General features: G+C 73.3%; 19 protein-coding genes. 4 read left to right on the plus strand and 15 right to left on the minus strand.

Annotated features, from left to right (window positions below):
- Nucleotides 1-52 precede the first annotated feature (52 nt).
- The 15 genes from ACZ5GH_RS09230 to rsmH all read right to left on the minus strand — a co-directional run bounded on the left by ACZ5GH_RS09230 (nucleotide 53) and on the right by rsmH (nucleotide 17,366).
- A complete protein-coding gene (locus tag ACZ5GH_RS09230) occupies nucleotides 53-334 on the minus strand; it encodes a YggT family protein (protein ID WP_030060143.1) in 282 nt (93 codons plus the stop codon).
- Nucleotides 335-433: 99 nt separating this feature from the next.
- Nucleotides 434-1,051 (minus strand): cell division protein SepF, encoded by a 618-nt coding sequence (locus ACZ5GH_RS09235; RefSeq protein WP_224276937.1) that lies wholly within the window; start codon nucleotides 1,049-1,051, stop codon nucleotides 434-436.
- A 297-nt stretch (nucleotides 1,052-1,348) separates the two neighbouring features.
- Nucleotides 1,349-2,137 (minus strand): YggS family pyridoxal phosphate-dependent enzyme, encoded by a 789-nt coding sequence (locus ACZ5GH_RS09240; RefSeq protein WP_387748959.1) that lies wholly within the window; start codon nucleotides 2,135-2,137, stop codon nucleotides 1,349-1,351.
- Nucleotides 2,137-2,868 (minus strand): peptidoglycan editing factor PgeF, encoded by a 732-nt coding sequence (gene pgeF, locus ACZ5GH_RS09245; protein WP_387748957.1) that lies wholly within the window; start codon nucleotides 2,866-2,868, stop codon nucleotides 2,137-2,139. Before pgeF ends, ACZ5GH_RS09240 begins: the two co-directional genes overlap by 1 nt.
- The gene (gene ftsZ, locus ACZ5GH_RS09250; protein WP_387748954.1) at nucleotides 2,865-4,097 is read right to left on the minus strand and encodes a cell division protein FtsZ; all 1,233 of its coding nucleotides are present in this window, start codon (nucleotides 4,095-4,097) and stop codon (nucleotides 2,865-2,867) included. The genes pgeF and ftsZ overlap by 4 nt, the downstream gene beginning before the upstream one ends.
- 364 nt (nucleotides 4,098-4,461) lie before the next feature.
- Nucleotides 4,462-5,268, minus strand: coding sequence for a cell division protein FtsQ/DivIB (locus ACZ5GH_RS09255; RefSeq protein ID WP_464333902.1), 807 nt, complete (start codon nucleotides 5,266-5,268; stop codon nucleotides 4,462-4,464).
- Nucleotides 5,261-6,367 carry an undecaprenyldiphospho-muramoylpentapeptide beta-N-acetylglucosaminyltransferase gene (murG, locus tag ACZ5GH_RS09260; RefSeq protein ID WP_049649525.1) on the minus strand — a complete coding sequence of 369 codons (1,107 nt, stop codon included), beginning with the start codon at nucleotides 6,365-6,367 and terminating at the stop codon, nucleotides 5,261-5,263. Before murG ends, ACZ5GH_RS09255 begins: the two co-directional genes overlap by 8 nt.
- A 6-nt stretch (nucleotides 6,368-6,373) precedes the next feature.
- Entirely contained in the window at nucleotides 6,374-7,687 is a 1,314-nt protein-coding gene (gene ftsW / locus ACZ5GH_RS09265) for a putative lipid II flippase FtsW (protein ID WP_387748948.1), read from the minus strand.
- 115 nt (nucleotides 7,688-7,802) lie between these two features.
- Nucleotides 7,803-9,266, minus strand: coding sequence for a UDP-N-acetylmuramoyl-L-alanine--D-glutamate ligase (murD, locus tag ACZ5GH_RS09270; protein ID WP_464333903.1), 1,464 nt, complete (start codon nucleotides 9,264-9,266; stop codon nucleotides 7,803-7,805).
- Entirely contained in the window at nucleotides 9,263-10,324 is a 1,062-nt protein-coding gene (gene mraY / locus ACZ5GH_RS09275) for a phospho-N-acetylmuramoyl-pentapeptide-transferase (RefSeq protein WP_355249882.1), read from the minus strand. The genes murD and mraY overlap by 4 nt, the downstream gene beginning before the upstream one ends.
- Nucleotides 10,324-11,727: a UDP-N-acetylmuramoyl-tripeptide--D-alanyl-D-alanine ligase gene (locus ACZ5GH_RS09280; protein ID WP_464333904.1), complete on the minus strand. Its 1,404-nt coding sequence runs from the start codon at nucleotides 11,725-11,727 to the stop codon at nucleotides 10,324-10,326. The genes mraY and ACZ5GH_RS09280 overlap by 1 nt, the downstream gene beginning before the upstream one ends.
- Nucleotides 11,724-13,376 carry a UDP-N-acetylmuramoyl-L-alanyl-D-glutamate--2,6-diaminopimelate ligase gene (locus ACZ5GH_RS09285; protein ID WP_464333905.1) on the minus strand — a complete coding sequence of 551 codons (1,653 nt, stop codon included), beginning with the start codon at nucleotides 13,374-13,376 and terminating at the stop codon, nucleotides 11,724-11,726. Before ACZ5GH_RS09285 ends, ACZ5GH_RS09280 begins: the two co-directional genes overlap by 4 nt.
- A 7-nt stretch (nucleotides 13,377-13,383) precedes the next feature.
- Entirely contained in the window at nucleotides 13,384-15,648 is a 2,265-nt protein-coding gene (locus ACZ5GH_RS09290) for a peptidoglycan D,D-transpeptidase FtsI family protein (protein WP_464333906.1), read from the minus strand.
- Between the two features lie 73 nt (nucleotides 15,649-15,721).
- Entirely contained in the window at nucleotides 15,722-16,234 is a 513-nt protein-coding gene (gene ftsL, locus ACZ5GH_RS09295; protein ID WP_464333907.1) for a cell division protein FtsL, read from the minus strand.
- A gap of 157 nt (nucleotides 16,235-16,391) precedes the next feature.
- A complete protein-coding gene (rsmH, locus tag ACZ5GH_RS09300) occupies nucleotides 16,392-17,366 on the minus strand; it encodes a 16S rRNA (cytosine(1402)-N(4))-methyltransferase RsmH (RefSeq protein WP_387748931.1) in 975 nt (324 codons plus the stop codon).
- A gap of 537 nt (nucleotides 17,367-17,903) precedes the next feature.
- Between rsmH and ACZ5GH_RS09305 the strand changes: the two genes are divergently transcribed.
- From ACZ5GH_RS09305 to ACZ5GH_RS09320, 4 genes are all read left to right on the plus strand, one after another.
- Nucleotides 17,904-18,446, plus strand: coding sequence for a beta-class carbonic anhydrase (locus ACZ5GH_RS09305; RefSeq protein ID WP_464333908.1), 543 nt, complete (start codon nucleotides 17,904-17,906; stop codon nucleotides 18,444-18,446).
- Between the two features lie 363 nt (nucleotides 18,447-18,809).
- Nucleotides 18,810-19,766 (plus strand): AAA family ATPase, encoded by a 957-nt coding sequence (locus tag ACZ5GH_RS09310; RefSeq protein ID WP_464336810.1) that lies wholly within the window; start codon nucleotides 18,810-18,812, stop codon nucleotides 19,764-19,766.
- A gap of 1 nt (nucleotide 19,767) precedes the next feature.
- Entirely contained in the window at nucleotides 19,768-21,090 is a 1,323-nt protein-coding gene (locus ACZ5GH_RS09315) for a DUF58 domain-containing protein (protein ID WP_464333909.1), read from the plus strand.
- Nucleotides 21,087-23,516: a transglutaminase TgpA family protein gene (locus ACZ5GH_RS09320; RefSeq protein ID WP_464333910.1), complete on the plus strand. Its 2,430-nt coding sequence runs from the start codon at nucleotides 21,087-21,089 to the stop codon at nucleotides 23,514-23,516. The genes ACZ5GH_RS09315 and ACZ5GH_RS09320 overlap by 4 nt, the downstream gene beginning before the upstream one ends.
- The last annotated feature ends 44 nt before the right edge of the window (nucleotides 23,517-23,560 follow it).

Consider the following 23,560-nt stretch of genomic DNA (forward strand, 5'->3'; position numbering starts at 1 on the left):
CCTCAACGTGATCGTCGGCACACCGGCATCCTGTCGCATCGCTCACCTACGACTAGGGGTGCACAAGCGAGATCAGGACATACACAATGATCATCAGTACGAAGAAGGACAGGTCGAGCGCCACGCCCCCGAAACGCAACGGCGGAATGAGCCGCCGAAGAAGCTTGAGCGGCGGATCCGTGACAGTGTACGTGGCCTCCAGGACCAGGACCATGGCCTTGCCGGGCCGCCACGAACGCGCGAACTGGAAGACCCAGTCCATGACCAGTCGTACGAGCAGGAACACCAGGAAGACGGTCAGGGCGTAGTAGAGCACCGCCCACACGATGTCCATCGCGTTTCCCTCTCCCCGGTCCCGATCCCTCGGGCCTGCCGCTCGTCACCTGTCGCTAAACCACTGTTGATCAGATCCACACGTAAAGTCGTGGCCGGGTCAGCTCTGGTTGAAGAACCCACCCTCGGCGATCCGAGCCTTGTCCTCCGCCGTGACATCGACGTTAGCAGGCGACAGCAGGAACACCTTCTGTGTCACGCGCTCGATACTGCCGTGCAGACCGAAGACGAGTCCAGCGGCGAAGTCTACGAGGCGCTTCGCGTCGGTGTCGTCCATCTCGGTCAGATTCATGATCACGGGGGTCCCGCCGCGGAACTGTTCCCCGATGGTACGGGCCTCGTTGTAGGTCCGGGGGTGCAGCGTGGTGATGCGGTAGGGCTCTCGTTCGTTCACGACCTTGGGCATGATCACCGGTGCGCTCTTCTCCAGGTTGTGGCGACGTTCGGGTGTGATGGACGACACGGGTGCCATCCTCGGAGTCTCCTGTCGGATCGGCACCGCCGCGGGCACCGGCTGCGGGGTGATGGAGGAGACCGGGGCGGGCGCGGCGGCCGCGGGAGCCGGTGCCGGCCGGGGGATGTCCTCGGTCCGCTGGCCCGTCCGGATCGGTTCGGGATCCGCGTCGTAGTCGTCGTCGGGGTCGTACCCCTGGCCGTCGTACGTCTCGTCCTCCACGAGGCCGAGGTAGACCGCCATCTTGCGCATTGCGCCGGCCATGCTCCTGTCTCCTCCGCTCATAGCCACCTCGCTGACGCTCGGTGGCGGCTTCGCGATGCGCGCGCCTTCTGGTGGTCGCCCGCTTCGCTCGCTCCGTACGGACCGGCTCCGGCCCGGGCCGTACGGCCCCGCCTGCGGATTCCGTGGCCCTTCCACGACGGCGTGTCAGCCCGACGGCCGGTCAGAGTGCGTGGAGCGGGGGCCGCGGAGCTGCGATCCACGGTTCGCTAGCGCTCCGAAGAGCTGCTAGATTCTGTCCTATTTTGTCCTGCTGTCTGATCTACTTACCCGGTGACGTTACCTGAGCGGTGACCTCACTCCGAGGACCGCCGTTCCGACGCGCACATGTGTCGCTCCGGCGGCAATCGCCTGCTCAAGGTCGCCGCTCATCCCTGCGGAGACCATGGTGGCAGCCGGATGGTCCGCCCGTACGGCGGATGCGATTTCCGCCAGCCGATCGAAGGCGCGGGCCGGGTCCCCGGCCAGCGGACCGGCCAGCGGAGCGACGGTCATCACACCGTCCAGCCGCAGCCCGGGCGTGTCGGCGATCGCGTCGGCCAGTTGCGCGACGTCCTCCGGCGCGACCCCCGCCCGGTGTTCACCCTCCCCGTACGCCTTGTCCAGCGCCACCTGCACCAGGCAGCCCAGCTCCGGGCGCTCCGCCTTGAGCACCGCCGCGGAGAGCGAGCCGACCAGCCGGAGCCGGTCCACCGAGTGCACGTGGTTCGCGTACCGGACGACCGAGCGGACCTTGTTGGTCTGCAGCTGGCCGACGAAGTGCCAGTCAAGAGGAAGGTTTCTGCACTGCTCCGCCTTGGGAGCGGCGTCCTGGTCGCGGTTCTCCGCGACGTCCGTCACGCCGAGTCCGGCCAGCAGCGCGGTGTCCTCGGCGGGGTACGTCTTGGTGACGACGACCAGGGTGACCTCGCTCCGGGCGCGCCCGGCGGCCGCACAGGCGTCCGCGATCCGGCGCTCGACCACGTCGAGGTTGGTGCCGAGTTCCTCGTACCGGGCCCGCTGGCCCTCCGTCAGCGCCGCGGTGAACCCGGCGCTGCCCGGGAACGGTCCGTAGATGTCGTTCGTCATCAGTGATCAGAGCCCAACCAGACGTAGCTCGCGAGCCGGCCGGTGCGCTGCTCGCGGCGATAGGAGTAGTGATCGGCGGATTCGAGGGTGCAGACCGGTGACCGCACCAGCTCGTTGACCCCGGCCGCGGCCAGCTGGGCCGCGACTCCCTCCGGCACGTCCAGGGCCGGAGTCCCCCAGGACGTCTCGGCGAAGGCCTCCGGCACCACCGCGGCGACCTCGGCGCGCAGTTCGGCCGGCACCTCGTAGCAGCGGCCGCAGACCGCGGGCCCCGTCGCGGCGGTGATCCGCCCGGGCTCCGCGCCCAGTGCGACCATCGCCCGGACGACCGCGGGCACCACCCCGGCCGCCAGCCCGGGCCGGCCCGCGTGGGCCGCGCCCACCACGCCCGCCACCGGATCGGCCAGCAGCACCGGGGTGCAGTCGGCGGTCAGCACCGCCAGCGCGAGCGGCCGGTCGGAGACCACCGCGTCCACCGTGGGGGCCTCGCCGAGCGGCTGGCGCCCGGTCACCACGGCGACCTCGGCGCCGTGCACCTGGTTCATCCACACCACGTCGGCCGGGTCGAGCCCCAGCCGCCGGGCGGCCAGCGCCCGGTTCTCCCGCACGGCCCCGGGGTCGTCCCCCACCGCGCCGCCGAGGTTGAGCTCCCCGTACGGCGAAGTGCTCACCCCGCCCCACCGGGAGGTGAAGGCGAAGTGAGCACCCGCGCGGATCGAGTGATCGATCACTTAAGGAAGTCCGGGACGTCGAGCTCCTCGGCCGGGCTCTCCACGTACGGCTGCCGGGCCGGCTGCACCTGCGGCGGCACCGGGGCGGCGGCGGTCGTGGTGGCCGGGGTCTCGGCGGTCCGGCTCGGCGCGGCGGCCGGGGACTCGCCCTCCGAACGGGACGTCACCGAGCCGATGGTCCCGTACGGGCGGCCGGCCGGACGCTCCGGCGCCGCCGGCGGGGTGGCCGGGCGGTCCGGGGTGGTGGACTTGACCACCGGGTCGCGGACGATCGCCGGCGGCTGCCCGCCGTCGAAGCCGGCCGCGATGACGGTGACCCGGACCTCGTCGCCGAGCGCGTCGTCGATGACCGCGCCGAAGATGATGTTCGCCTCGGGGTGGGCCGCCTCGCTGACCAGCTGGGCCGACTCGTTGATCTCGAACAGGCCGAGGTCGGAACCGCCCGAGATGGACAGCAGCACGCCGCGGGCGCCGTCGATCGAGGCCTCCAGCAGCGGCGAGGAGATCGCCATCACGGCGGCGGCCTTGGCGCGGTCCTCACCGCGGGCCGAGCCGATGCCCATGAGCGCCGAACCGGCGTCCGACATGACGGACTTGACGTCGGCGAAGTCGAGGTTGATCAGACCCGGGGTGGTGATCAGGTCGGTGATGCCCTGGACACCGGAGAGCAGGACCTGGTCGGCCGAGCGGAACGCGTCGAGGACGCTGACCTGGCGGTCCGAGATGGACAGCAGCCGGTCGTTGGGGATCACGATGAGGGTGTCGACCTCTTCGCGCAGGGAGGCGATGCCGTCCTCGGCCTGGTTGGCCCGGCGCCGTCCCTCGAAGGTGAACGGACGGGTGACCACGCCGATGGTCAGGGCGCCCAGCGAGCGCGCGATGTTGGCGACGACGGGCGCGCCGCCCGTGCCCGTGCCACCGCCCTCGCCGGCGGTCACGAAGACCATGTCGGCCCCCTTGAGGACCTCCTCGATCTCCTCGCGGTGGTCCTCGGCGGCCTTGCGGCCGACCTCGGGGTTGGCGCCGGCGCCCAGGCCCCGGGTGAGTTCACGGCCCACATCGAGCTTGACGTCGGCGTCGCTCATCAGGAGGGCCTGCGCATCGGTGTTGATCGCGATGAACTCGACGCCCTTGAGACCGACCTCGATCATCCGGTTGATGGCGTTGACACCACCGCCGCCGATTCCGACGACCTTGATGACTGCGAGGTAGTTCTGCGGTGCTGCCACGTCGAAGGCCTCTCGCCTCGAATTTCCGGGTCGGTGCGACCCGGAGCGGGGCCGTACCGACGGATGTCGATGGGTAGGGAGCCTGGTTTCTGACTGAATGTCCGAAATGCCGACCGCCGACCCCAACCCTAAACTTGACCTTTAGGGTTAGTTCTGTGCCTCCGTCACATCACCAGGAAACACAGTCTGGTGACACAGGACACTAGGTGGCTCCAGGCACGTGTTTCAACGAACACGCCGAGCTTCCCTTTTTCTTTTGAGCCTATGTGATCATCGGCCGGCTTAGGAAACCGGGGGTGACCACCAAGAGTCGGGCCGACACTTCAAGGCGTCAACCCCTCCCTCAGCCAGAGAACCTACCGGATCACCCGGACACCGCCGGCGCCTCAGGCGCCGTCACATCGAAGTTGGTGCCCTTCTGGTTCATCAGCGCCACCAGCACCCGGGCCTTCCGGTCGATCTGCTCCGGACTCCCCCAACGCACCGTCGCACCCCCGCTGAGCTGCAACTCGATGTCGTCGTACGAGTGCACCAGCACCGAGCCGGCCCGCTTGGCGACCTCCGGCGGCAGCCCGGCGGCCACCGCCACCGCGCCCCGCACCAACTGCGGACGGGAGATCACCCCGTCGACGTCGTTCGCCTGCTGACTGAGTCGCAGCTCGACCACCGGGACGCCCTCCGGCGGGGCCGGTTCGGTGGCGAAGCTCACGCCCCCGGCATCCACCTGGGTGAACCGGCCGTCCTCCCCCTTGACGGCGGCCACCGCCTTGCGCTGGACGACCTTCACCCGCAGGGTGTGCGGCCAGCCCCGCCAGACCTCGGCCCCGGCCACCCGGGGGATGGCCTCCACCCGGTGCCGGACCTCGTCCAGGTCCACGCGCGCCAGCGGCCCCTGGCCGAGCCCGCCGACCGCCTCGCGGACCTGGTCCGCCGTCAGCCTGTCGTCGCTCGTCCCCTGGACGGCGACGCTGCGCACGTCCAGGACCGAGGAGAGGAACACCAGCCAGGCCAGCACGCCGAGCACCACGGCGCCGAGCGCGCCCAGCACCACGATGCCCCGCCGGGAGAGCCGGAGGCGGGGAGCGGACTCCTCCTCGTCTCCGAACTCGTCCTCATGGGGGTACCCCCGGCCGGAGGCTGGGGGAGGGTCGGCGAGCCGGCCGTCAGCCACGGCGGCGGCCGCCGCGGTGCGCCTGGATCGCCTCGTACACCATGCCGACCAGCAGGTCGTCGGCGTCGCGCCGGCCGAACTCGGCGGCCGACCGGCTCATGTCCCAGAGCCGCTGCGGGTCGGTGAGCACCGGCAGCACGTTCTGGAGCACCCAGTCCGGGGTCAGCTCGGCGTCGTCCACCAGCAGGCCGCCGCCGGCCTTGACCATCGGCTGGGCGTTCAGCCGCTGCTCGCCGTTGCCGATCGGCAGCGGGACGAAGGCGGCGGGCAGGCCGACGGCCGCCAGCTCGGCCACCGTCATGGCACCGGCCCGGCAGAGCATCATGTCGGCGGCCGCGTAGGCGAGATCCATCCGGTCCAGGTACGGCACCGGGCGGTACGGCGGCATCCCCGGGACGTCCGCCACCTGCGGCAGCTCGTTCTTCGGGCCGACCGCGTGCAGGATCTGCACGCCGTACTGCTGGAGCCGCGGGGCGATCGCGGTGATCGTCTCGTTGAGCCGGCGCGCGCCCTGGGAGCCGCCGGACACCAGCAGGGTGGGCAGCCGCTGGTCGAGGCCGAAGTACTGGCGGGCCTCGGGGCGGGCGGCGCCCCGGTCCAGGGTGGCGATGGTCCGGCGCAGCGGGATGCCGATGTACCGGGAGTCGCGCAGCTTGCTGTCCGGCGTGGAGACCGCCACGAAGTCGCTGTAGCGGGCGCCGATCTTGTTGGCCAGGCCGGGGCGGGCGTTCGCCTCGTGCACCACGATCGGCACCCCGGCCCGCTTGGCGGCCAGGTAGGCGGGCATCGCGACGTAGCCGCCGAAGCCGACCACGGCGTCCGCGTTGACCCGCTCGATGATCTCCTGGGCGGCCCGGACGGTGCCGCGCAGCCGGCCGGGGACGGTGATCAGCTCCGGGGTGGGCTTGCGGGGCAGCGGGACGGCCGGGATGAGCTCCAGCTGGTAGCCGCGCTCGGGTACCAGTCGGGTCTCCAGTCCGCGCTCGGTGCCCAGGGCGGTGATCCCGACGGACGGGTCGTGCCTGCGGAGGGCATCCGCGAGGGCCATGGCCGGCTCGATGTGACCGGCGGTCCCCCCGCCGGCGAGTACGACATGCACCGAAATTCACCGCTCCCTGCGTGCCGGCCCCGGGGCCGGGCGCGCTGTGGTTCGTCGTCGTGGCAGCACCCGGGCCAGTTGTCTCCTGATCCGGGAGTTCTTGCTCCGGGCGGCCAGGGCCGCCTTCGCGCCCGAGGCGCTGCGTGCCAGGCACAGCAGCACTCCGACCGCGGACATGGCCGACAGCATGGCGGAACCGCCGTAGGAGAACAGCGGGAGCGGGACGCCCGCGATGGGCAGCAGTCCCAGTGCCGACCCCAGGTTGATCATGGCCTGCGCCATGATCCAGGTGGTGGCGGCTCCCGCGGCGTACCTGACGAAGGGGTCCTTCGTACCGATGGCCACACGGATACCCGCGTAGCCTAGTGCCGCGAAGAGACCGAGGACGGACAGCGTCCCCACCAGACCGAGTTCCTCACCGGTCGCGGCGAAGATGAAGTCGGTGTGCGCCTCGGGCAGCTGGCCCCATTTCTCCACGCCGGCGCCGAGGCCGGTGCCGAAGCCGCCGCCGTTGGCGAACGCGAAGACGCCGTGCAGGGCCTGGAAGCAGGCGCCCTCCGGGTCGATCTTGGTGACGCCGATGCAGCTCAGCCGCTCCGCCCGGTGCGGGACGGTGACCACCAGGGCGGTGCAGACCACGACCGCCACCCCGAGGGTGGCCACGAACAGCCGCAGCGGCGCTCCGACCATCCAGAGCAGCGCGAACACCATGGCCACCAGGATCATCGAGGTGCCCATGTCGCCGCCGAACATGATCAGCGCGAGCAGCAGCAGGGCCCCCGGCACCAGCGGCACCAGCAGGTGCTTCCAGGAGTTGAGGGTCCCGGCCTTCTGCTTGCGGGCGAGCAGGTCGGCGCCCCAGAGCACCAGCGCGAGCTTGGCGAACTCCGAGGGCTGGAACTGGAAGAAGCCGAAATCCAGCCAGTTCTGGTTGCCGTTGATCCGCACCCCGATGCCGGGGATGGCGACCAGGGTGAGGGCGCCGATCACGCCGATCATCACCGGGTAGGTGATCACCCGCAGCACCGCCACCGGGACGGAGGCGAAGCCGATCAGCAGGACCAGGCCGAGGATGGCCGCGATCAGCTGCTTGAGGAAGTAGTACTGCGCCGTGTGGTGCTGGTTCAGGGCGAGGATCTGCGAGGCCGAGAAGACCATCATCAGGCCGAGCACGACCAGCAGCAGGGTGCTGCCGACGACCAGCAGGTACGGGGCGAGCGGCCGGTCCAGCCAGTACCGGACCCGGGCCCGGAAGGCCTGGACCCGGGCCAGCGGACCGGCCGACTTGTACTTGGTCGTGGTGGCGGAGATCACCCTCATCGGCTCCGCGGCGTCCCGCTTCGCAACGCCGGAATCCGCTCTGCCCTGCCCCGCCACCGCTCCCCGCTCCCGTCTTACGGCTCGTCCGCCTCCGGGCCGCCAGGACCCGAGGGGCTCACTCGCCGGAGTCCGCCAGCTCCCGGACGGCCGCCGCGAAGAGGTCGCCGCGCTCGCCGTAGTTGGTGAACATGTCCATCGAGGCGCAGGCCGGCGCCAGCAGCACCGTGTCACCCGATCGGGCGAGCGACGCGGCCGTCCGGACGACCTCGGCCATCGCCACCGCGCCAGTCTGGCCCTCGGCCGCCTCGATCACCGGCACATCCGGAGCGTGTCGCTCCAGCGCCTCCCGGATCACCGCGCGGTCCTGACCGATCAGCACCACCGCGCGCAGCCGCTCGGCCGCGCCCTGCACCAGGTCGTCGAAGGTCGCGCCCTTGGCCAGGCCCCCGGCGATCCAGACGATCGGCCGGTAGGCGGCCAGCGAGGCGGCCGCCGCGTGGGTGTTGGTGGCCTTGGAGTCGTCGACATACGTGACCTCGCGGACCACGCCGACCTCGGCGATCCGGTGGGCGTCCGGGCGGAAGGCCCGCAGGCCCTCCCGGACGGCCTTCGGCTCGACGCCGTACGCCCGGGCCAGCGCCGCCGCGGCGAGCGCGTTGGCGACGTTGTGCGGGGCCGGCGGGTTCACGTCCGAGACGGCGCCCAGCTCGGCCGCGTTCTTGGCCCGGTCCTCGACGAACGCGCGGTCCACCAGCAGCCCGTCCACCACGCCGAAGTTCGACGGGCCGGGCGCGCCGAGGCCGAAGCCGATCGCCCGGCAGCCCTCCTCGACGTCGGCCTCGCGGACCAGCGCCTCGGTGGCCGGGTCGGCCAGGTTGTACACGCAGGCGACCACGTTGCCCTCGTAGATCCGGCCCTTGTCGGCGGCGTACGCCTCCATCGAGCCGTGCCAGTCGAGGTGGTCCGGCGCCAGGTTGAGCACCGCCGCCGAGTACGGGCGCAGCGAGGGCGCCCAGTGCAGCTGGTAGCTGGAGAGCTCGACGGCGAGCACGTCGTACGGCTCCTCGGCGAGCACCGCGTCCAGCACCGAGACCCCGACGTTGCCGACCGCGGCGGTGCGCCGGCCGGCGGCGGTGAGGATCGAGGCGAGCATCTGGACGGTGGTGGTCTTGCCGTTGGTGCCGGTGACGGCCAGCCAGGGGGCGGGCTCGCCGGTGCCGGGCAGCGGCCTGCGCAGCCGCCAGGCCAGCTCGACGTCGCCCCAGACCGGCACGCCGGCCGCCGCGGCGGCGGCGAACAGCGGGCTGTCCGGCGCCCAGCCGGGCGAGGTGACGACCAGTTCGGTGCCCTCGGGCAGGCTCGCGCCGTCGCCGAGCCGCACCGTGACGCCCAGCGCCTCCAGCTCGGCGGCCCGGGCGGCCAGGCCGGGCCCGCTGCCGCCGTCCACGACGGTGACCCGGGCGCCGAGGCCGTGCAGGACGCGCGCGGCGCTGATGCCCGAGACGCCCAGGCCGGCGACGGCGACCGGCAGGCCGTCGAAGTCCGGGTTGGCCGGGCCGGTCAGGTCGGGGTCGGTCATCCGGTCACCCATCCCGCGTAGAACAGGCCGAGGCCGACGGCGACGCAGAGGCCCTGGATGATCCAGAACCTGACCACGATCAGGACCTCGGTCCAGCCCTTGAGTTCGAAGTGGTGCTGCAACGGCGCCATCTTGAAGACGCGCTTGCCGGTCATCCGGAAGGAGCCGACCTGGATGATCACCGAGAGGGTGATGATCACGTAGAGGCCGCCGAGCAGGGCGAGCAGCAGCTCGGTGCGGGAGCAGATCGCCAGACCGGCCAGGGCGCCGCCGAGGGCGAGCGAGCCGGTGTCACCCATGAAGATCTTGGCGGGCGAGGTGTTCCACCACAGGAAGCCGAAGCAGGAGCCCATCAGGGCGGAGGCCACGACGGCGAGGTCCAGCGGGTCGCGGATGTCGTAGCAGTTGGCGGTCGCGGTGATGGCGTAGGCGCAGCTCTGGGTGTGCTCCCAGATGCCGATGAAGGTGTAGGCGCCGAAGACCATCACCGAGGCGCCGGTGGCGAGGCCGTCCAGACCGTCCGTCAGGTTCACGCCGTTCGACATCGCGGCGATCATGAAGTACGCGAAGATGACGAACAGGACCGGGCCGATCGCCCACTTGAAGTCCCGGACGAAGGACAGGCTCTGGGACGCCGGGTTGAGCCCGCGGTCGTCCGGGAACTGCATCGCCAGGACGGCGAACCCGAGGCCGACGATCGACTGGCCGGCCAGCTTCGCCTTGGCCCGCAGGCCCAGCGAGCGGCGCTTGACCACCTTGATGTAGTCGTCCAGGAAGCCGACCAGCCCGAGGCCCGCGGTCAGGAAGAGCACCAGCAGCCCGGAGGCCGTCGGGCTCTCGCCCGTTATCGCCTTCGTGGCGAAGTACGCGATCAGGGTCGCCAGGATGAAGGCGATGCCGCCCATGGTGGGCGTGCCCTTCTTGCTGTGGTGCGCCTTGGGGCCGTCGTCACGGATGTACTGGCCGTAGCCGTGCTTCGCGAGCAGCTTGATCAGCGCCGGGGTGCCGAGCAGCGACAGGATGAGACCGATCATCCCGGAGAACAGGATCTGCTTCATTATTCGGCCACACCGTCCGCCAGGAGGGCCTCGGCCACCTTCTCCAGCCCCACCGAACGGGAAGCCTTCACCAGGACCACATCCCCCGGCCGAAGCTGACTGCGCAGCAGCTCGACCGCCGCGTCCGCGTCGGACACCAGCACCGACTCCTCACCCCACGAACCTTCGTTCCTCGCGCCGAGTTCCATGCAGGCCGCCTCGCGTCCGCCGACCGCCACCAGCTTGGTGACGTCCAGCCGGACGGCGAGCCGCCCGATGGCGTCGTGCTCGGCCAGGCTCTCCTCGCCGAGCTCCCGCATCTCGCCGAGCACCGCCCAGGTGCGGCGGCGCTCCGGGCCCCGGCCCCCCATCGACACCAGCGCCCGCAGCGCGGCCCGCATCGAGTCGGGGTTCGCGTTGTAGGCGTCGTTCACGACGGTGACACCATCGGCCCGGTCGACGACCTCCATGCGCCAGCGGGACAGCGCACCCGCTTCGCCCAGGGCTGCCGCGGTGTCGTCGACGGACATCCCGAGCTCCACCGCCACCGCGGCGGCGGCGAGGGCGTTCGAGACGTGGTGCTCACCGTACAGGCGCAGCTGCACGGGCGCGGAACCGGCCGGGGTGGTGAGCGTGAACGATGGCCGTCCGGTGGCGTCCAGGCGAACGCCGGTGGCCCGTACGTGGGCGTCCGGGGATTCCCCGAACAGGACCACCTTCGCCCTGGTACGGGAGGCCATCGCGCGCACCAGCCGGTCGTCCGCGTTGAGGATCGCGGCGCCGTCGGCGGGCAGCGCCTCGACCAGTTCGCCCTTGGCCTCGGCGATCGCCTCCTGGGAGCCGAACTCGCCGAGGTGGGCGGTGCCGACGTTGAGGACCAGGCCGATCCGGGGCGGGGTGATCGAGGTGAGGTACTCGATGTCGCCCTTGTGCCGGGCGCCCATCTCGATGACCAGGTGCCGGGTGCCGTCCTCGACCCGCAGCGCGGTCATCGGGTGGCCGATCTCGTTGTTGAGCGAGCCGGGCGGGTAGACCGTCTCGCCGAGGCGCTGGAGCAGCTGGGCGATCAGGTCCTTGGTGCTGGTCTTGCCGGCCGAGCCGGTCAGCGCGACCACGGTGGTGCCCTCGGCGCGGGAGACCACGGTGCGGGCCAGCCTGCCGAGCGCCTCCACCACACTGTCGACCAGGACGGCGGGCACGCCGACCGGGCGGGAGGCCAGCACCGCGACGGCGCCGTCCTCGACCGCCTTGGCCGCGTAGTCGTGGCCGTCCACGTGCTCGCCGACGAAGGCCGCGAACAGGCCGCCGGGGCTGACCTTCCGCGAGTCGATCTCGACCGGGCCGGTGACCAGGGCGTCCGGGTCGGCGCCGTCCAGGGTGCCTCCGACGGCGGCGGCCACCTCGGCGAGGGTCAGTGCGATCACTGCTGCTCTACTCCTCGGTCGCCCCGCGCGGCCGCGGTCTGCGCGATGGATTCGCGCAGCACCTCCCGGTCGTCGAAGGGGCGGATCTCGTCTCGTACGTACTGGCCGAGCTCGTGGCCCTTGCCGGCCACCAGCACGGTGTCCCCCGCCCGGGCGCGGGCGACGGCGAGCCTGATCGCCTCGGCCCGGTCGGGGACGACCAGGACGTCCCCGCGCTCGGCCTCGGGCACCGCGGCGGCACCGGTCAGCATGGTGGCGAGGATCGCCAGCGGGTCCTCGCTGCGCGGGTTGTCGCTGGTCAGCAGGGCGGTGTCGGCGAGGCGGGCGGCGATGTCGCCCATCGGGCCGCGCTTGTGCGGGTCGCGGTCGCCGCCGCAGCCGACCACGACGTGCAGCCGGCCCTCGGTGACCTCGCGCAGCGAGGCGAGGACGGCCCTGAGGGCGTCCGGCTTGTGCGCGTAGTCGACGACGGCGACGAACGGCTGTCCGGCGTCCACCCGCTCCAGCCGGCCCGGCACCCCGGGGACGGCGGCGACGCCGGCCACGGCGCGCTCCAGCGGCAGCCCGGCGGCGACCAGCGCGGTGATCGCGGCGAGCGCGTTGGCGACGTTGAACGGGCCGGGCAGCGGCACGGAGGCGTCGGCCGCGGCACCGTCCGGGCCCAGCACCCTGAAGGTGGAGCCGACCGGGCCGAGCCGGACGTCCACGGCCCGCCAGTCGGCCCCGGCGTCGCCGGTGGCGGAGAAGGTGGTCACCGGGATCTTGGCCTCGGCGGCGAGCCGGCGGCCGTACCCGTCGTCCAGGTTGACCACGCCGTGGCGGGACTTGCCGGGCTGGAAGAGCCGGGCCTTCGCCTGGAAGTAGTCCTCCATGTCCGGGTGGAAGTCGAGGTGTTCGGGGGTCAGGTTGTTGAACAGCGCGACGTCGTACGCGACCCCGTCGGTGCGGCCGAAGACCAGGGCGTGGCTGGAGACCTCCATGGTCACCGCGTCGGCGCCGCGCTCGGCCATCACGCCGAGGATCGCGTGCAGGTCGGTGGCCTCGGGGGTGGTGCGCTCGCTCTTGATCCGCTCCTCGCCGACCCGCATCTCGACGGTGCCGATCACGCCCGGGCTGCGCCCGGCGCCGCGCAGGCCGCCCTCGACCAGGTACGAGGTGGTGGTCTTGCCGTTGGTGCCGGTGAGCCCGATCATCAGCAGCCGCTGGGAGGGGCGGCCGTAGACGATCGCGGCCAGCTCGCCCATGACGGCCCGCGGCCGGTCGACGACCAGCAGCGGCAGGCCGGCGCCGGCCGCCAGCTCGGCGCCGGCCGGGTCGGTGAGCACCGCCACCGCGCCGGACTCCGCGGCCTTGGCGGCGAAGGCCGCGCCGTGGTGGTTGGCGCCCGGGAAGGCCACGTACACGTCGCCCGGACGGACCGCGCGGGAGTCGTGGGTGACGCCGCTGACGGCGCCGCCCTCGACGGGCGGCAGGCCCAGTTCGACGGCCAGCTCGGCGAGCGGCAGGGCGGTGGTCCCGGTCGGGCGGGGCGGACTCACGGTGGTTTGATCGGGTTTCGGCACGGCGGGAAGGCTATCCGCCGAAGGGTGTCCAGGGCCAAACCGGCCCTGCGCCGCGCCGTGCTCCGGCCCGGCCGGTTCGTTGCTCATCGCTCGCTCACGGCTTCCAGTCGACGGCCAGGTTGGGTGCCGGGCTGCCGCTCGGCGGGACCTGCATGGTCTTCAGGGTGAACTCCATCACCTGCTTGAACACCGGGCCGCACAGCTGGCCGCCGAAGTGGCCGTTGACCGGGCCCTGGAGGGTGCAGGAGACGGTGTAGCGGGGGGCGTCGGCGGGGGCGAAGCCGATGAAGGAGGCGGTGTAGCCGTCGTAGCCGACGCCGTTGGCGGCGCCGCGGTTGGCGGTGCCGGTCTTGCCGGCGACCCGGTAGCCGGGGATGGCGGCCTTGCCGCCGGTGCCCTGCTCGTCGTCGACGACCGACTCCAGCATCGAGGTGAGCGTCCTGGCCGTCTCCGGGCTGACCACCTGGGTCTGCTCCCCCGGCCTGCTCGGCTTGTACTTGCCGTCGGGGTCGGTGACGCCCTGGACGATGCTGGGCGCGACCCGCACCCCGCCGTTGGCGATGGTCGAGTAGACCGAGGTGGCCTGCAGCGCGTTCATCTGCATCGGGCCCTGGCCGAAGGAGATGTTGTACTTCTCCGAGGCGACCAGGTCCTCCGGCTTCTTGAGCTTCCCGGCGGTCTCCCCGGGGAAGCCCAGGCCGGTCGGCTCGGCCACGCCGAACTTGCGCATGTAGCCGTCCAGGACCTTGTTGGCCTCCAGCTGGTCGCCGCCGCCGAGGGTCTCCACCGCCTCGATGGTGCCGATGTTGGAGGACTTGGCCAGCACCCCGGCCAGCGTCAGGTACCAGGTGTCGTGGTCGACGTCGTCCTTGAACTGCTGCCCGGCCCGGACCAGCCGGTTGGGCACGGTGACCTTGGTGTCCCAGGTGGCCTTGCCGGAGTCCAGCACGGCGGCCATGCTCATCAGCTTGGCGGTGCTGCCGGGCTCGTACGCGTCGGCCAGGGCGGGGTTGCCCAGGTTGGCCTGCTTGGACAGGCTCAGGTCGTTCGGGTTGAACCCGGGCGCGGTGGCCATCGCGAGGACCTGGCCGGTCTTCACGTCCTGGACCACCACGTAGCCCTTCTCCGCGCCGGAGTTGGCGACCTGGTCGGTGATCGCCCGCTGGGCGGCCCACTGGATGTCCCGGTCGATGGTCAGCTTGACGTCGCTGCCCGGCACGGCCGGTTCCATCGAGCCCCCGGCGGTGGGCACCAGCCGCCCGCCCGACTGGGCGTAGCTGCTGTGGCCGTCCTTGCCGGCCAGCAGCTTCTGGTACTGGAGCTCCAGGCCGCCGGCGCCCTCACCCTCGGCGTTGACGAAGCCGACCAGGTTGGCGGCCAGCCCGTCCGCCGGGTAGATCCGCTTCTGGGTCTCCCGGTTGAACACCCCGGCCAGCGGGTTGGCGCACTCGTTGTCCACCCGGGTGCGCCCGCCCTGGTCGGCGGGCTTGCCGAGCAGCTTCTTCTGCGCCTGGCAGGCCCGCGAGCCGGCCTGCTTCTCCAGGCCCGACTTGAGGTCGCTGATCTGCTTCTTGGCGACCGGGGTCTGCTGGGCCGCGAGCCGCTTGTAACGGCTCTTGGGGGTGTGGAGGTCGGCGGCGAGCTTCTCCCTGGGCACGCCGAGGATCGGCGACAGCAGCGCGGCCGCCTGCTCCGGCGCGTCCGGGATGCCGGTCGCCTCCGGGGTGAACATCGCCGGGTCGGCGGTGATGTCGTACGCGTCCACGGTGGCCGCCAGGGCGACCCCGTCGGAGGACGTTATCGAGCCGCGCTCGGCGGTGATCGGGATGTTCAGGTAGCGGTTGGTGTTGGCGTCGGCGGCCAGCGCGTCGGCGTCCACCAGCTGGAGCTGCACCAGGCGCCCCGCGAAGACGGAGAGCACCAGCGACAGCACCACGCCGATCACCCGCAGCCGGCGCTTGGGCTCGGCCAGCTTGAGCGCCTTGGGGCGCAGCGGCGGACGGCTCCTCGGGCGCGCCGCCGCCCCGCGGGCCGGCGGGCGTCCCTCGGGGCGGCGCTGCTGCGGCGCCCGCGGGGTACGGCCGGCGGAGGCCGACCGGGCGGGCTGGGCCTTGGCGGGCTGTCCCTTCGCGGGCTGGCTCCGCGCGGGCTGGCCCTTCGCGGGCTGAGCCCGGTCGGGCTGGCCCTTGGCGGGCTGGCTCCTGGGCGGTTGCTGCCCCTTGGCGGGCTGGCCCTTCGCGGGCTGGCCGCGGCCGGTGCCGGACTGCGCGCGCGGCGCGGCGCTCCGGGGCACCGGACGGCGGCCGTTGCCGCCGCCGGATCCGCCGGAACCTCCGGAGGGCTGACGTGGAGTGCTCATGCGACCACCTCGCCGCGCTCGGCGGGCGCTTCGCACCCGGCGCACCCTCTGCTGGTCCGCTCGTTCCACCCGCTCATCGGGCCGCACCCCCGCTCGGCTTGGCGGTCGCGGCGGGCGGGACCGGGTTGAGCTGGATCACCGAGTCACCGGCGGACGCCGCCGGGGTCGGCGCCGGCGGCGGTGCGGCCGGCGCCGGGGCGCCGCTCGGCTGGGGCGCGGTCGGCGACGGCCCGGCGACGGGCTGGGCCGCGCCGGACTGGGCCCTGGTCGGCCACGGCTCGGCCGTGGAGCGCTTGACCGGCGGGCTGTCCTGCGCCGGGCCCGGGGTGCCGACCACCTTGCCGCCGTTCGGGACGTCCAGGAAGGCCATCCCGCCGGCCGGGACCATGCCCAGCTCGGCGGCGCGCCTGGCCAGCGCGTCCGGCGCCGAGCTCTGGTCGATCTCGTGCTGGAGGCCCTGCTGCTCGTCGGTCGCCACGGTGGTCTGCTTCTGCAGCCTGGACAGCTCGAAGGAGCCCTCGTTGAGCGCGGTGTTCAGCGCGAGCAGGCCGAGCAGCCCGGCCGCGAGCAGCACCACGATGAGCACCGCGAACGGGGTACGCCCCCGTACCGGACGCCTGCCCGGCCGGACCGTGATCCGCGCCCTGCCCTGCCCGGGGAGTCCTCCCCGCCCCGCCCGGACCTCACCGGCCACCGGCCCCACCGCTCTCCTCCGCCCTTCGGACCCCGCCGGGGCCGGTTCGTCAGCCCCGCTTGCTTCGGTCCCTGATCCTCTCCGCCACCCGCAGCCGTACGGGCGCGGCGCGCCGGTTCTCCTCGATCTCCTCCTCGGTGGCCAGCTCGGCACCGCGGGTGATCAGTTTGAGCCAGGGCTGGTGCTCCTCCGGGATGAACGGCAGCCCCGGCGGAGCGGTGTTGGTCGCACCGGCGGCGAGGTACTGCTTGACCAGCCGGTCCTCGAGCGACTGGTAGGACATCACCACGATCCGGCCGCCGACCGCGAGGACGTCCAGCGCCCCCGGGATCGCCCGGTCCAGGACCTCCAGCTCGCCGTTGACCTCGATCCGCAGCGCCTGGAACGTCCGCTTGGCCGGGTTGCCGCCGGTCCGACGGGTCGCCGCCGGGATCGCGTTGCGCACCAACTCGACCAGACGCGCGCTGTTGGTGAACGGTTCCTTCTCCCGTTCCCGCAGGATCACCGAGGCGATCTTCCCGGCGAACCGCTCCTCGCCGTACACCTTGAGGATCCGGGCCAGGGCGCCGTGGCTGTAGGTGTTCAGCACCTCCGCCGCGCTGATCCCCCGGGTCTGGTCCATTCGCATGTCCAGCGGCGCGTCCTGGGCGTACGCGAAGCCGCGGTCCGCCTCGTCCAGCTGCATCGAGGAGACGCCGAGGTCGAACAGGACGCCGTCCACCCGGTCGATGCCCAGCCGCTCCAGCACCTCGGGGATCTCGTCGTAGACGGCGTGCACCAGGGTGGCCCGGTCGCCGAACCGGGCCAGCCGCTCGCCGGACAGCTTCAGCGCCGCCGGGTCGCGGTCCACCGCGACCAGCCGGACCTCCGGGAACTGGGTCAGCAGCGCCTCGCTGTGCCCGCCGAGGCCGAGGGTGGCGTCCACCACGACGGCGCCGGGGCGCGAGATCGCCGGGGCCAGCGCGTCCACGCACCGCTGGAGCATCACCGGAACGTGCTTGGGGCCCGGTTCGTTGGTGGTCATGCGCGGTGGCGCCCTTCCTCGGTGCGGAGCAGCCCGACGTCCGGGAGCTGCGACCATTCTCGCCCACCGTGCCCCGGCACGACGAAGCGGCCCGTGGTCCCCGCCCGCTCGAGGGGAAGGTCGTGACCGCCCGGCGCCGGGGAAGGTGCGCCAGGTGGGCACGGAGCGGGTGGAGGCCACGGACCGCGTCGACCGGCCGCACCGGCCGGGAAGGCCCCGTTGACGGGCCCCGGCGGGTGTGCTCCACTGCGCCGCAAACTCTATCGCGCGGGCCCCGGCAGTCAATGGTCCGCTCCGGCGCACCACCCGGGCGGCGGTACGGATCACCGCAGGTCGCGGCCGTCGGCGCGGTCCGGCGGCGGTACGGATCGGGGGCCTTCGGCGACGGGCGCGCGCCCCCTGCCCGCCACCGCGTGCGGCCACTGCGGGAGCAGCCCGGACGAACCCTCCCGTTGTGGCCATGCGCTCGATCACGGCGCCCCGTTCTGTAGCTCTCCGCCCCACCGCGCGGGCCCGCACCGCACTAACGTCGCCACCATGACAGTGACACCCGACCGGCCCTCGCCGAACGCCGCTGCCGAACCCGCCAGACCCACCGTCATCGACCGCTTCGTCACGGCCAACCGCGCCTACGCGGTGACCTTCCGGGACGGCGGCATGGACGCCCGCCCGGTGCAGCGGATCGCCGTGGTGGCCTGCATGGACGCCCGCCTGGACCTGTTCGCGGCGCTCGGCCTCGAACTCGGCGACGCGCACGTCATCCGCAACGCCGGCGGCGTCGTCACCGACGACACCATCCGGTCCCTGACCATCAGCCAGCGCGCCCTCGGCACCCGCTCGGTCGCGCTGATCCACCACACCGGCTGCGGCCTGCTCGGGCTCACCGAGGACTTCCGCCGCGAGCTGGAGCTGGAGGTCGGCCAGCGCCCGCAGTGGGCGGTGGAGGCCTTCGTCGACCTGGACGGCGACGTCCGCCAGTCCATGCAGCGCGTCCGCACCTCGCCCTTCCTGCCGCACACCGACGACGTCCGCGGCTTCGTCTTCGACGTCCACACCGGCCTGCTGCGCGAGATCGACTGAGTCCTCCCGCCCGGACCCCACCCGGCCGACGGCGTCCCGGGGTCCGGGCGTCCGGGCATTCGGGCGCCTCCGAATGGTGACTTCCGGCCGTCGCACGAGGGAGAATGCGCCTGCCGGTCGGACCCCGAACCACCTGGGGCGGCCAGGCCGCAGGCCGCCTTCCCGGCGCCGGGACCCCTTCGGAACCGCCCCCGGGACGGCCGCGTCAAGCATGGGGTGGGGTCCGGCCTCGGGACGGGGCGGGCACAGGGTGCCAGGGAGCGTAAACGGGTGACGAGCTACAACGACCAGGCCGGACTCGGGAGTCCCGCGGGGGGCGGGCAGCAGAGGGCGAACGGGTACCAGCCGGTCGGGCTCCCCGAGCTGGCGGCGGTCGTCGACCGCGTCCGCGCCAACGTGGAGAGCGTGATCGAGGGCAAGCCGGAGGCCGTCCGGATCGCCCTGACCGTCCTGCTCGCCGAGGGCCACCTGCTGCTGGAGGACGTGCCCGGCGTCGGCAAGACCATGCTGGCCAAGGCGCTCGCCCGCTCGCTCGACTGCACCGTGCGCCGCATCCAGTTCACGCCCGACCTGCTGCCCTCGGACGTCACCGGCACCAACATCTACGACCAGCAGCGGCACGACTTCGAGTTCCGCCCGGGCGCGATCTTCGCCCAGGTCGTGGTCGGCGACGAGATCAACCGCGCCTCGCCCAAGACCCAGTCGGCGCTGCTGGAGTCGATGGAGGAGCGCCAGGTCACCATCGACGGCACCAGCTACGAGCTGCCCTCGCCGTTCATGGTCGTGGCCACCCAGAACCCGGTCGAGATGGAGGGCACCTACCCGCTGCCGGAGGCCCAGCGCGACCGCTTCATGGCCCGGATCTCGATCGGCTACCCCAGCCCCGAGGCCGAGCTCGCGATGCTGGACGTGCACGCCGGCGCCAGCCCGCTGGAGGACCTCCAGCCGGTCGCGCACGCCTCCGACATCCTCAAGCTGATCGACCTGGTCCGCACCGTGCACATCGCCGACCCGGTCCGCCGCTACGCCGTCGACCTGGTCGGCGCCACCCGCACCAGCCCCGAGCTGCGCCTGGGCGCCTCGCCGCGCGCGACCCTGCACCTGGTCCGGGCCGCCCGCGCCGCCGCCGCGCTGGACGGCCGCGACTACGTCACCCCGGACGACATCCAGCGCCTCGCCGTGCCGGTCCTGGCGCACCGTCTGATGCCGACCGCCGAGACCCAGCTCAGCCGCCGCACCTCCGAGCAGATCGTGACCGACCTGGTCGCCCGGCTGCCGCTGCCGCGCCCGCAGGGCGGCCCGGCCGTCCGGAGGGGCTGAGGTGGCCGAGTCCGACTCCGCATCGGGGCTGCGGGCCGGGTTCCGCGGCCTCACCACCCGGGGGCGGTCCTTCCTCGCCGCCGGGGTCACCGCGGTGGTCTGTTCCTACCTGCTCGACCAGGACGCCCTGCTGCGCGTCGGCGTCCTGCTCGCCGCGCTGCCGCTGGTCGCCGTGGTGGTGGTCGCCAACACCCGCTACCGGGTGGCCAGCGGACGCCGGCTCAGCCCGCGCCGGGCGGTCGCCGGCCAGGAGGCCCGGGTCCACCTGCGGGTCGACAACGTCTCCCGGGTGCCCACCGGGGTGCTGCTGCTGGAGGACAGGGTCCCGTACGTGCTCGGGCCGCGCCCGCGCTTCGTGCTGGACCGGGTCGAGCCGCGCGGCCACCGCGAGGTCTCCTACCGGGTCCGCTCCGACCTGCGCGGCCGCTACCCGCTCGGGCCGCTCCAGCTGCGGCTGTCCGACCCGTTCGGGATGTGCGAGGTCACCCGCGCCTTCACCGCCTCCGACGTCCTCACCGTCGTCCCCCAGGTCCAGGCGCTGCAGTCGGTCCGGCTCAGCGGCGAGTGGATCGGCCAGGGCGAGAGCCACAGCCGCACCCTGGCGCTGGCCGGCGACGACGACGTGATCCTGCGCGAGTACCGGCCCGGCGACGACCTGCGCCGGGTGCACTGGCGCTCCACCGCCAAGTACGGCGAGCTGATGGTGCGCCGCGAGGAGCAGCCGCAGCAGGCCCGGGCCACCGTCGTGCTGGACACCCGGGAGATCGCCCACCGGGGCAGCGGCCCCGCCTCCTCCTTCGAGTGGGCGGTCGGTTGCGCCGCGTCCGTCGCCGTGCACCTGCTGGAGCGCGGCTACCAGACCCGGCTGCTCACCGACACCGGGCAGTCGGTGCCCGGCCCGGGCGCGGGCGGCGGCCACGGCACCGCCGACGCCTCCGGGCTGATCCTGGACGCCCTCGCCGTCGCCGACCTGTCCGACGGCGGCACCCTCTCCCGCGCCGAGGACCCGCTGCGCACCGGCGGCGAGGGCCTGTTGGTCGCCGTCCTCGGCGAGCTGGACGACTCCCAGGCCGCCCGGCTGGGCCGGCTGCGCAGCCGCGCCGGCGGGGCGATCGCCTTCCTGCTGGACACCGGCACCTGGGCCGGCCTGCGGATGCTCGCCCCGGACACCGGCGGCGACGACTTCCAGGCCCGGGTGCGGCAGCTGCGCGAGTCCGGCTGGACGGTGATCCCGGTGCGCGCCGGGGACTCCGTACCGGACCTGTGGCGGGCCGCCGACGGCAGCAGGACGACCGCCCCCTACCGAGAAGAGGCCGGCGCGTGACCACCCGGGCCAAACTGACCGTCTACTCGGCGCTGGCCACCGCCCTCGCCGCGCTGTGCATGATGCCGCTGCTCACCAACCGCGGCTGGCTCACCCACGCCGCCCTGGTGATCGCCGTGATCGCCGCGGTCGGCGCCGGCCTGCGCCGCTCCCCGCTGTACCGCTGGACGGTGCCGGTCGGGCAGCTGCTGGCGCTGCTCCTGCTGATGCTGCTCGGCTTCGCCGGTGCCGGCGGGGTGCTGCCCGGGCCGGCCACGATGCGGGTCCTGGACCAGGTCCTCGCCTCCGGCCTGGACGACATACAGCAGTACGCCATCCCGGCTCCGCCCACCCCCGGGCTGCGGCTGATCCTGGTCTCGGCGATCGGTCTGATCGCCGTCGCGGTCGACACCGTCGCGGTGACCTACCGGCGCTCGGCGCTGGCCGGGCTGCCGCTGCTGGCGCTGTACTCGGTCGGCAACGGCCTGGCCGGGGAGCACGGCAGCTGGGTCTGGTTCGCCGCCGCCGCGGCCGGCTACCTGCTGCTGCTGTTCGCCGAGGGCCAGGACCGGGTCTCCCGCTGGGGCCGGGTGTTCCACGGCGGCGCCCGCGGCTCCGTGGAGTCCGCCCGGGTCAGCCCGGGCGGCCGGCAGGTCGGCGTGCTGGCCCTGGCGGTGGCGCTGCTGCTGCCGGTGATCCTGCCGCACTGGAGCTCCGGGCTGCTGCACTCCGGCTCCGGCGGGTCGAACGGCAAGGGCGCCGCCGGGAGCCTGGCGACCAGCCTCGACCCGCTGGTCAGCCTGGAGGCCGCGATCACCAAGCCCACCGACGCGGAGCTGCTCACCTACACCCTGGACAGCCCGCTGGCCGACCAGATCTACCTGCGGACCGGCTCGCTCGACCAGTTCGACGGCACCAACTGGAAGCTCGGCAGCACCACGGTCAGCGACCTCCCGGCCACGCTGCCCGCCCCGGAGGGCCTGCGCAACGCCCAGGTCCCCCGGATCGAGGGCGACTTCACGGTCACCGACCGGCTGGAGGGGAGCTGGCTGCCGATGCCGTACCCGGCCGCCGCCGTCCAGCTCCCCAACCGGGGCGACTGGAGGCTCGACCCGCTGACCCGTACCGTCCTGCCGGCCAACGACAAGGCGATGCGCAACCTGCGCTACCACGTCAGCGCCCTGGACCTGCGGCCCACCGCCGCCGAGCTGCGCCTCGCGGCCACCGCCCCGCAGGACGTCAGGGACCGCTACACCGCCCTCCCGACCGACCTGCCCCCCGTGGTCGCCGAGAAGGCCAGGTCCGTCACCGCCGGCGCGCAGAACGACTACGACCGGGCGACGGCGCTGGTCAACTGGTTCACCGGGCCGGATTTCAAGTACGACACCACGGTCAGCGGCGGCACCGGCAGCAACGCCATCGCCGTCTTCCTGCGCGACCGCCGGGGCTTCTGCGTGCACTACGCCTCCACCATGGCGGCGATGGCCCGGACGCTGAAGATCCCGGCCCGGGTGGCCGTGGGCTTCACCCCCGGCGACAACAAGGGCGGCGACGTCTACTCGGTGACCGGCCGGATGTACCACGCCTGGCCCGAGCTGTACTTCGCGAACTACGGCTGGCTGCGCTTCGAGCCGACCCCGAGCCGCGGCGTCCCGGCCCGCTACACCGAGCCGGCCAGCACCCCGACCAGCGCGCCGACCCAGCAGGCGACCGCCGCCCCGCAGCCCACCGCGGCCGCCCCGGCGCCGACCGCCGCCTCGGACTGCACCGCCAAGCAGCGCCAGCTCGGCGAGTGCGGCTCCGAGGACCGGGCCGTCGCCAGGGCCGCCGAGGAGTCCTGGCTGCTCTCCGGCCAGGTGCTCGGCACCCTGGCCGCGGTGCTCGCGCTGATCGCACTGCTGCTCGTCCCGATGCTCTGGCGCGCCGCCGTGCGCCGCCGCCGACTGGGCGGCGGCGGGCGGCGCGGGCCCGGCGGGGGCCGTCCGGCGGAGCTGACCGACGCCCAGGTGCTGGCCGCCTGGGACGAGCTGGTCGACTCCGCCTGGGACCTCGGAATTCCCCCGGACGAGTCACGCACCCCGCGTTCGGCGGCCCGCCGGATCGCCGAGGAGGCGCGGCTGGACGAGGACTCGGCGGCGGCCACCGGCCGGCTCGCGCTGGCCACCGAGCGGGTGCTCTACGCCCCGCCCGGGCAGCCCTCCCCGGAGCCGCTGGCGGCCGACGTCCGCACCGTGCGGCGCGGCCTGCGGGCGACCGCCGGCCGGGCCGGGCGGACCAGGGCGGTGCTGCTGCCGCCGTCCTCGGCGCAGCTGTGGTGGCGGATCTCCGACGCGGTGCGGGCGGCCCGTACGGCGGCGGGCGCCGCGGTCGGCCGGGCGGTCGGGACGGTGTCCGCGCCGGTGCGGCGGGTCCTCACCCGGCGCAAGCGGTCCACTCCGGAGTCCTGATCCGGACACGAAGCCGGGGCGGGCAGTCGATCGACTGCCCGCCC

It is taken from the genome of Kitasatospora sp. Xyl93 (assembly GCF_055383135.1).

Excerpts from the sequence above, each read along its gene's own strand:
- ACZ5GH_RS09230 (WP_030060143.1), bottom strand. The coding sequence starts at position 334 with ATGGACATCGTGTGGGCGGTGCTCTACTACGCCCTGACCGTCTTCCTG.
- ACZ5GH_RS09235 (WP_224276937.1), bottom strand. The coding sequence starts at position 1,051 with ATGGCCGGCGCAATGCGCAAGATGGCGGTCTACCTCGGCCTCGTGGAG.
- ACZ5GH_RS09240 (WP_387748959.1), bottom strand. The coding sequence starts at position 2,137 with ATGACGAACGACATCTACGGACCGTTCCCGGGCAGCGCCGGGTTCACC.
- ftsW (WP_387748948.1), bottom strand. The coding sequence starts at position 7,687 with ATGAGGGTGATCTCCGCCACCACGACCAAGTACAAGTCGGCCGGTCCG.
- murD (WP_464333903.1), bottom strand. The coding sequence starts at position 9,266 with ATGACCGACCCCGACCTGACCGGCCCGGCCAACCCGGACTTCGACGGC.
- mraY (WP_355249882.1), bottom strand. The coding sequence starts at position 10,324 with ATGAAGCAGATCCTGTTCTCCGGGATGATCGGTCTCATCCTGTCGCTG.
- ACZ5GH_RS09285 (WP_464333905.1), bottom strand. The coding sequence starts at position 13,376 with ATGAGCAACGAACCGGCCGGGCCGGAGCACGGCGCGGCGCAGGGCCGG.
- ACZ5GH_RS09290 (WP_464333906.1), bottom strand. The coding sequence starts at position 15,648 with ATGAGCACTCCACGTCAGCCCTCCGGAGGTTCCGGCGGATCCGGCGGC.
- rsmH (WP_387748931.1), bottom strand. The coding sequence starts at position 17,366 with ATGACCACCAACGAACCGGGCCCCAAGCACGTTCCGGTGATGCTCCAG.
- ACZ5GH_RS09305 (WP_464333908.1), top strand. The coding sequence starts at position 17,904 with ATGACAGTGACACCCGACCGGCCCTCGCCGAACGCCGCTGCCGAACCC.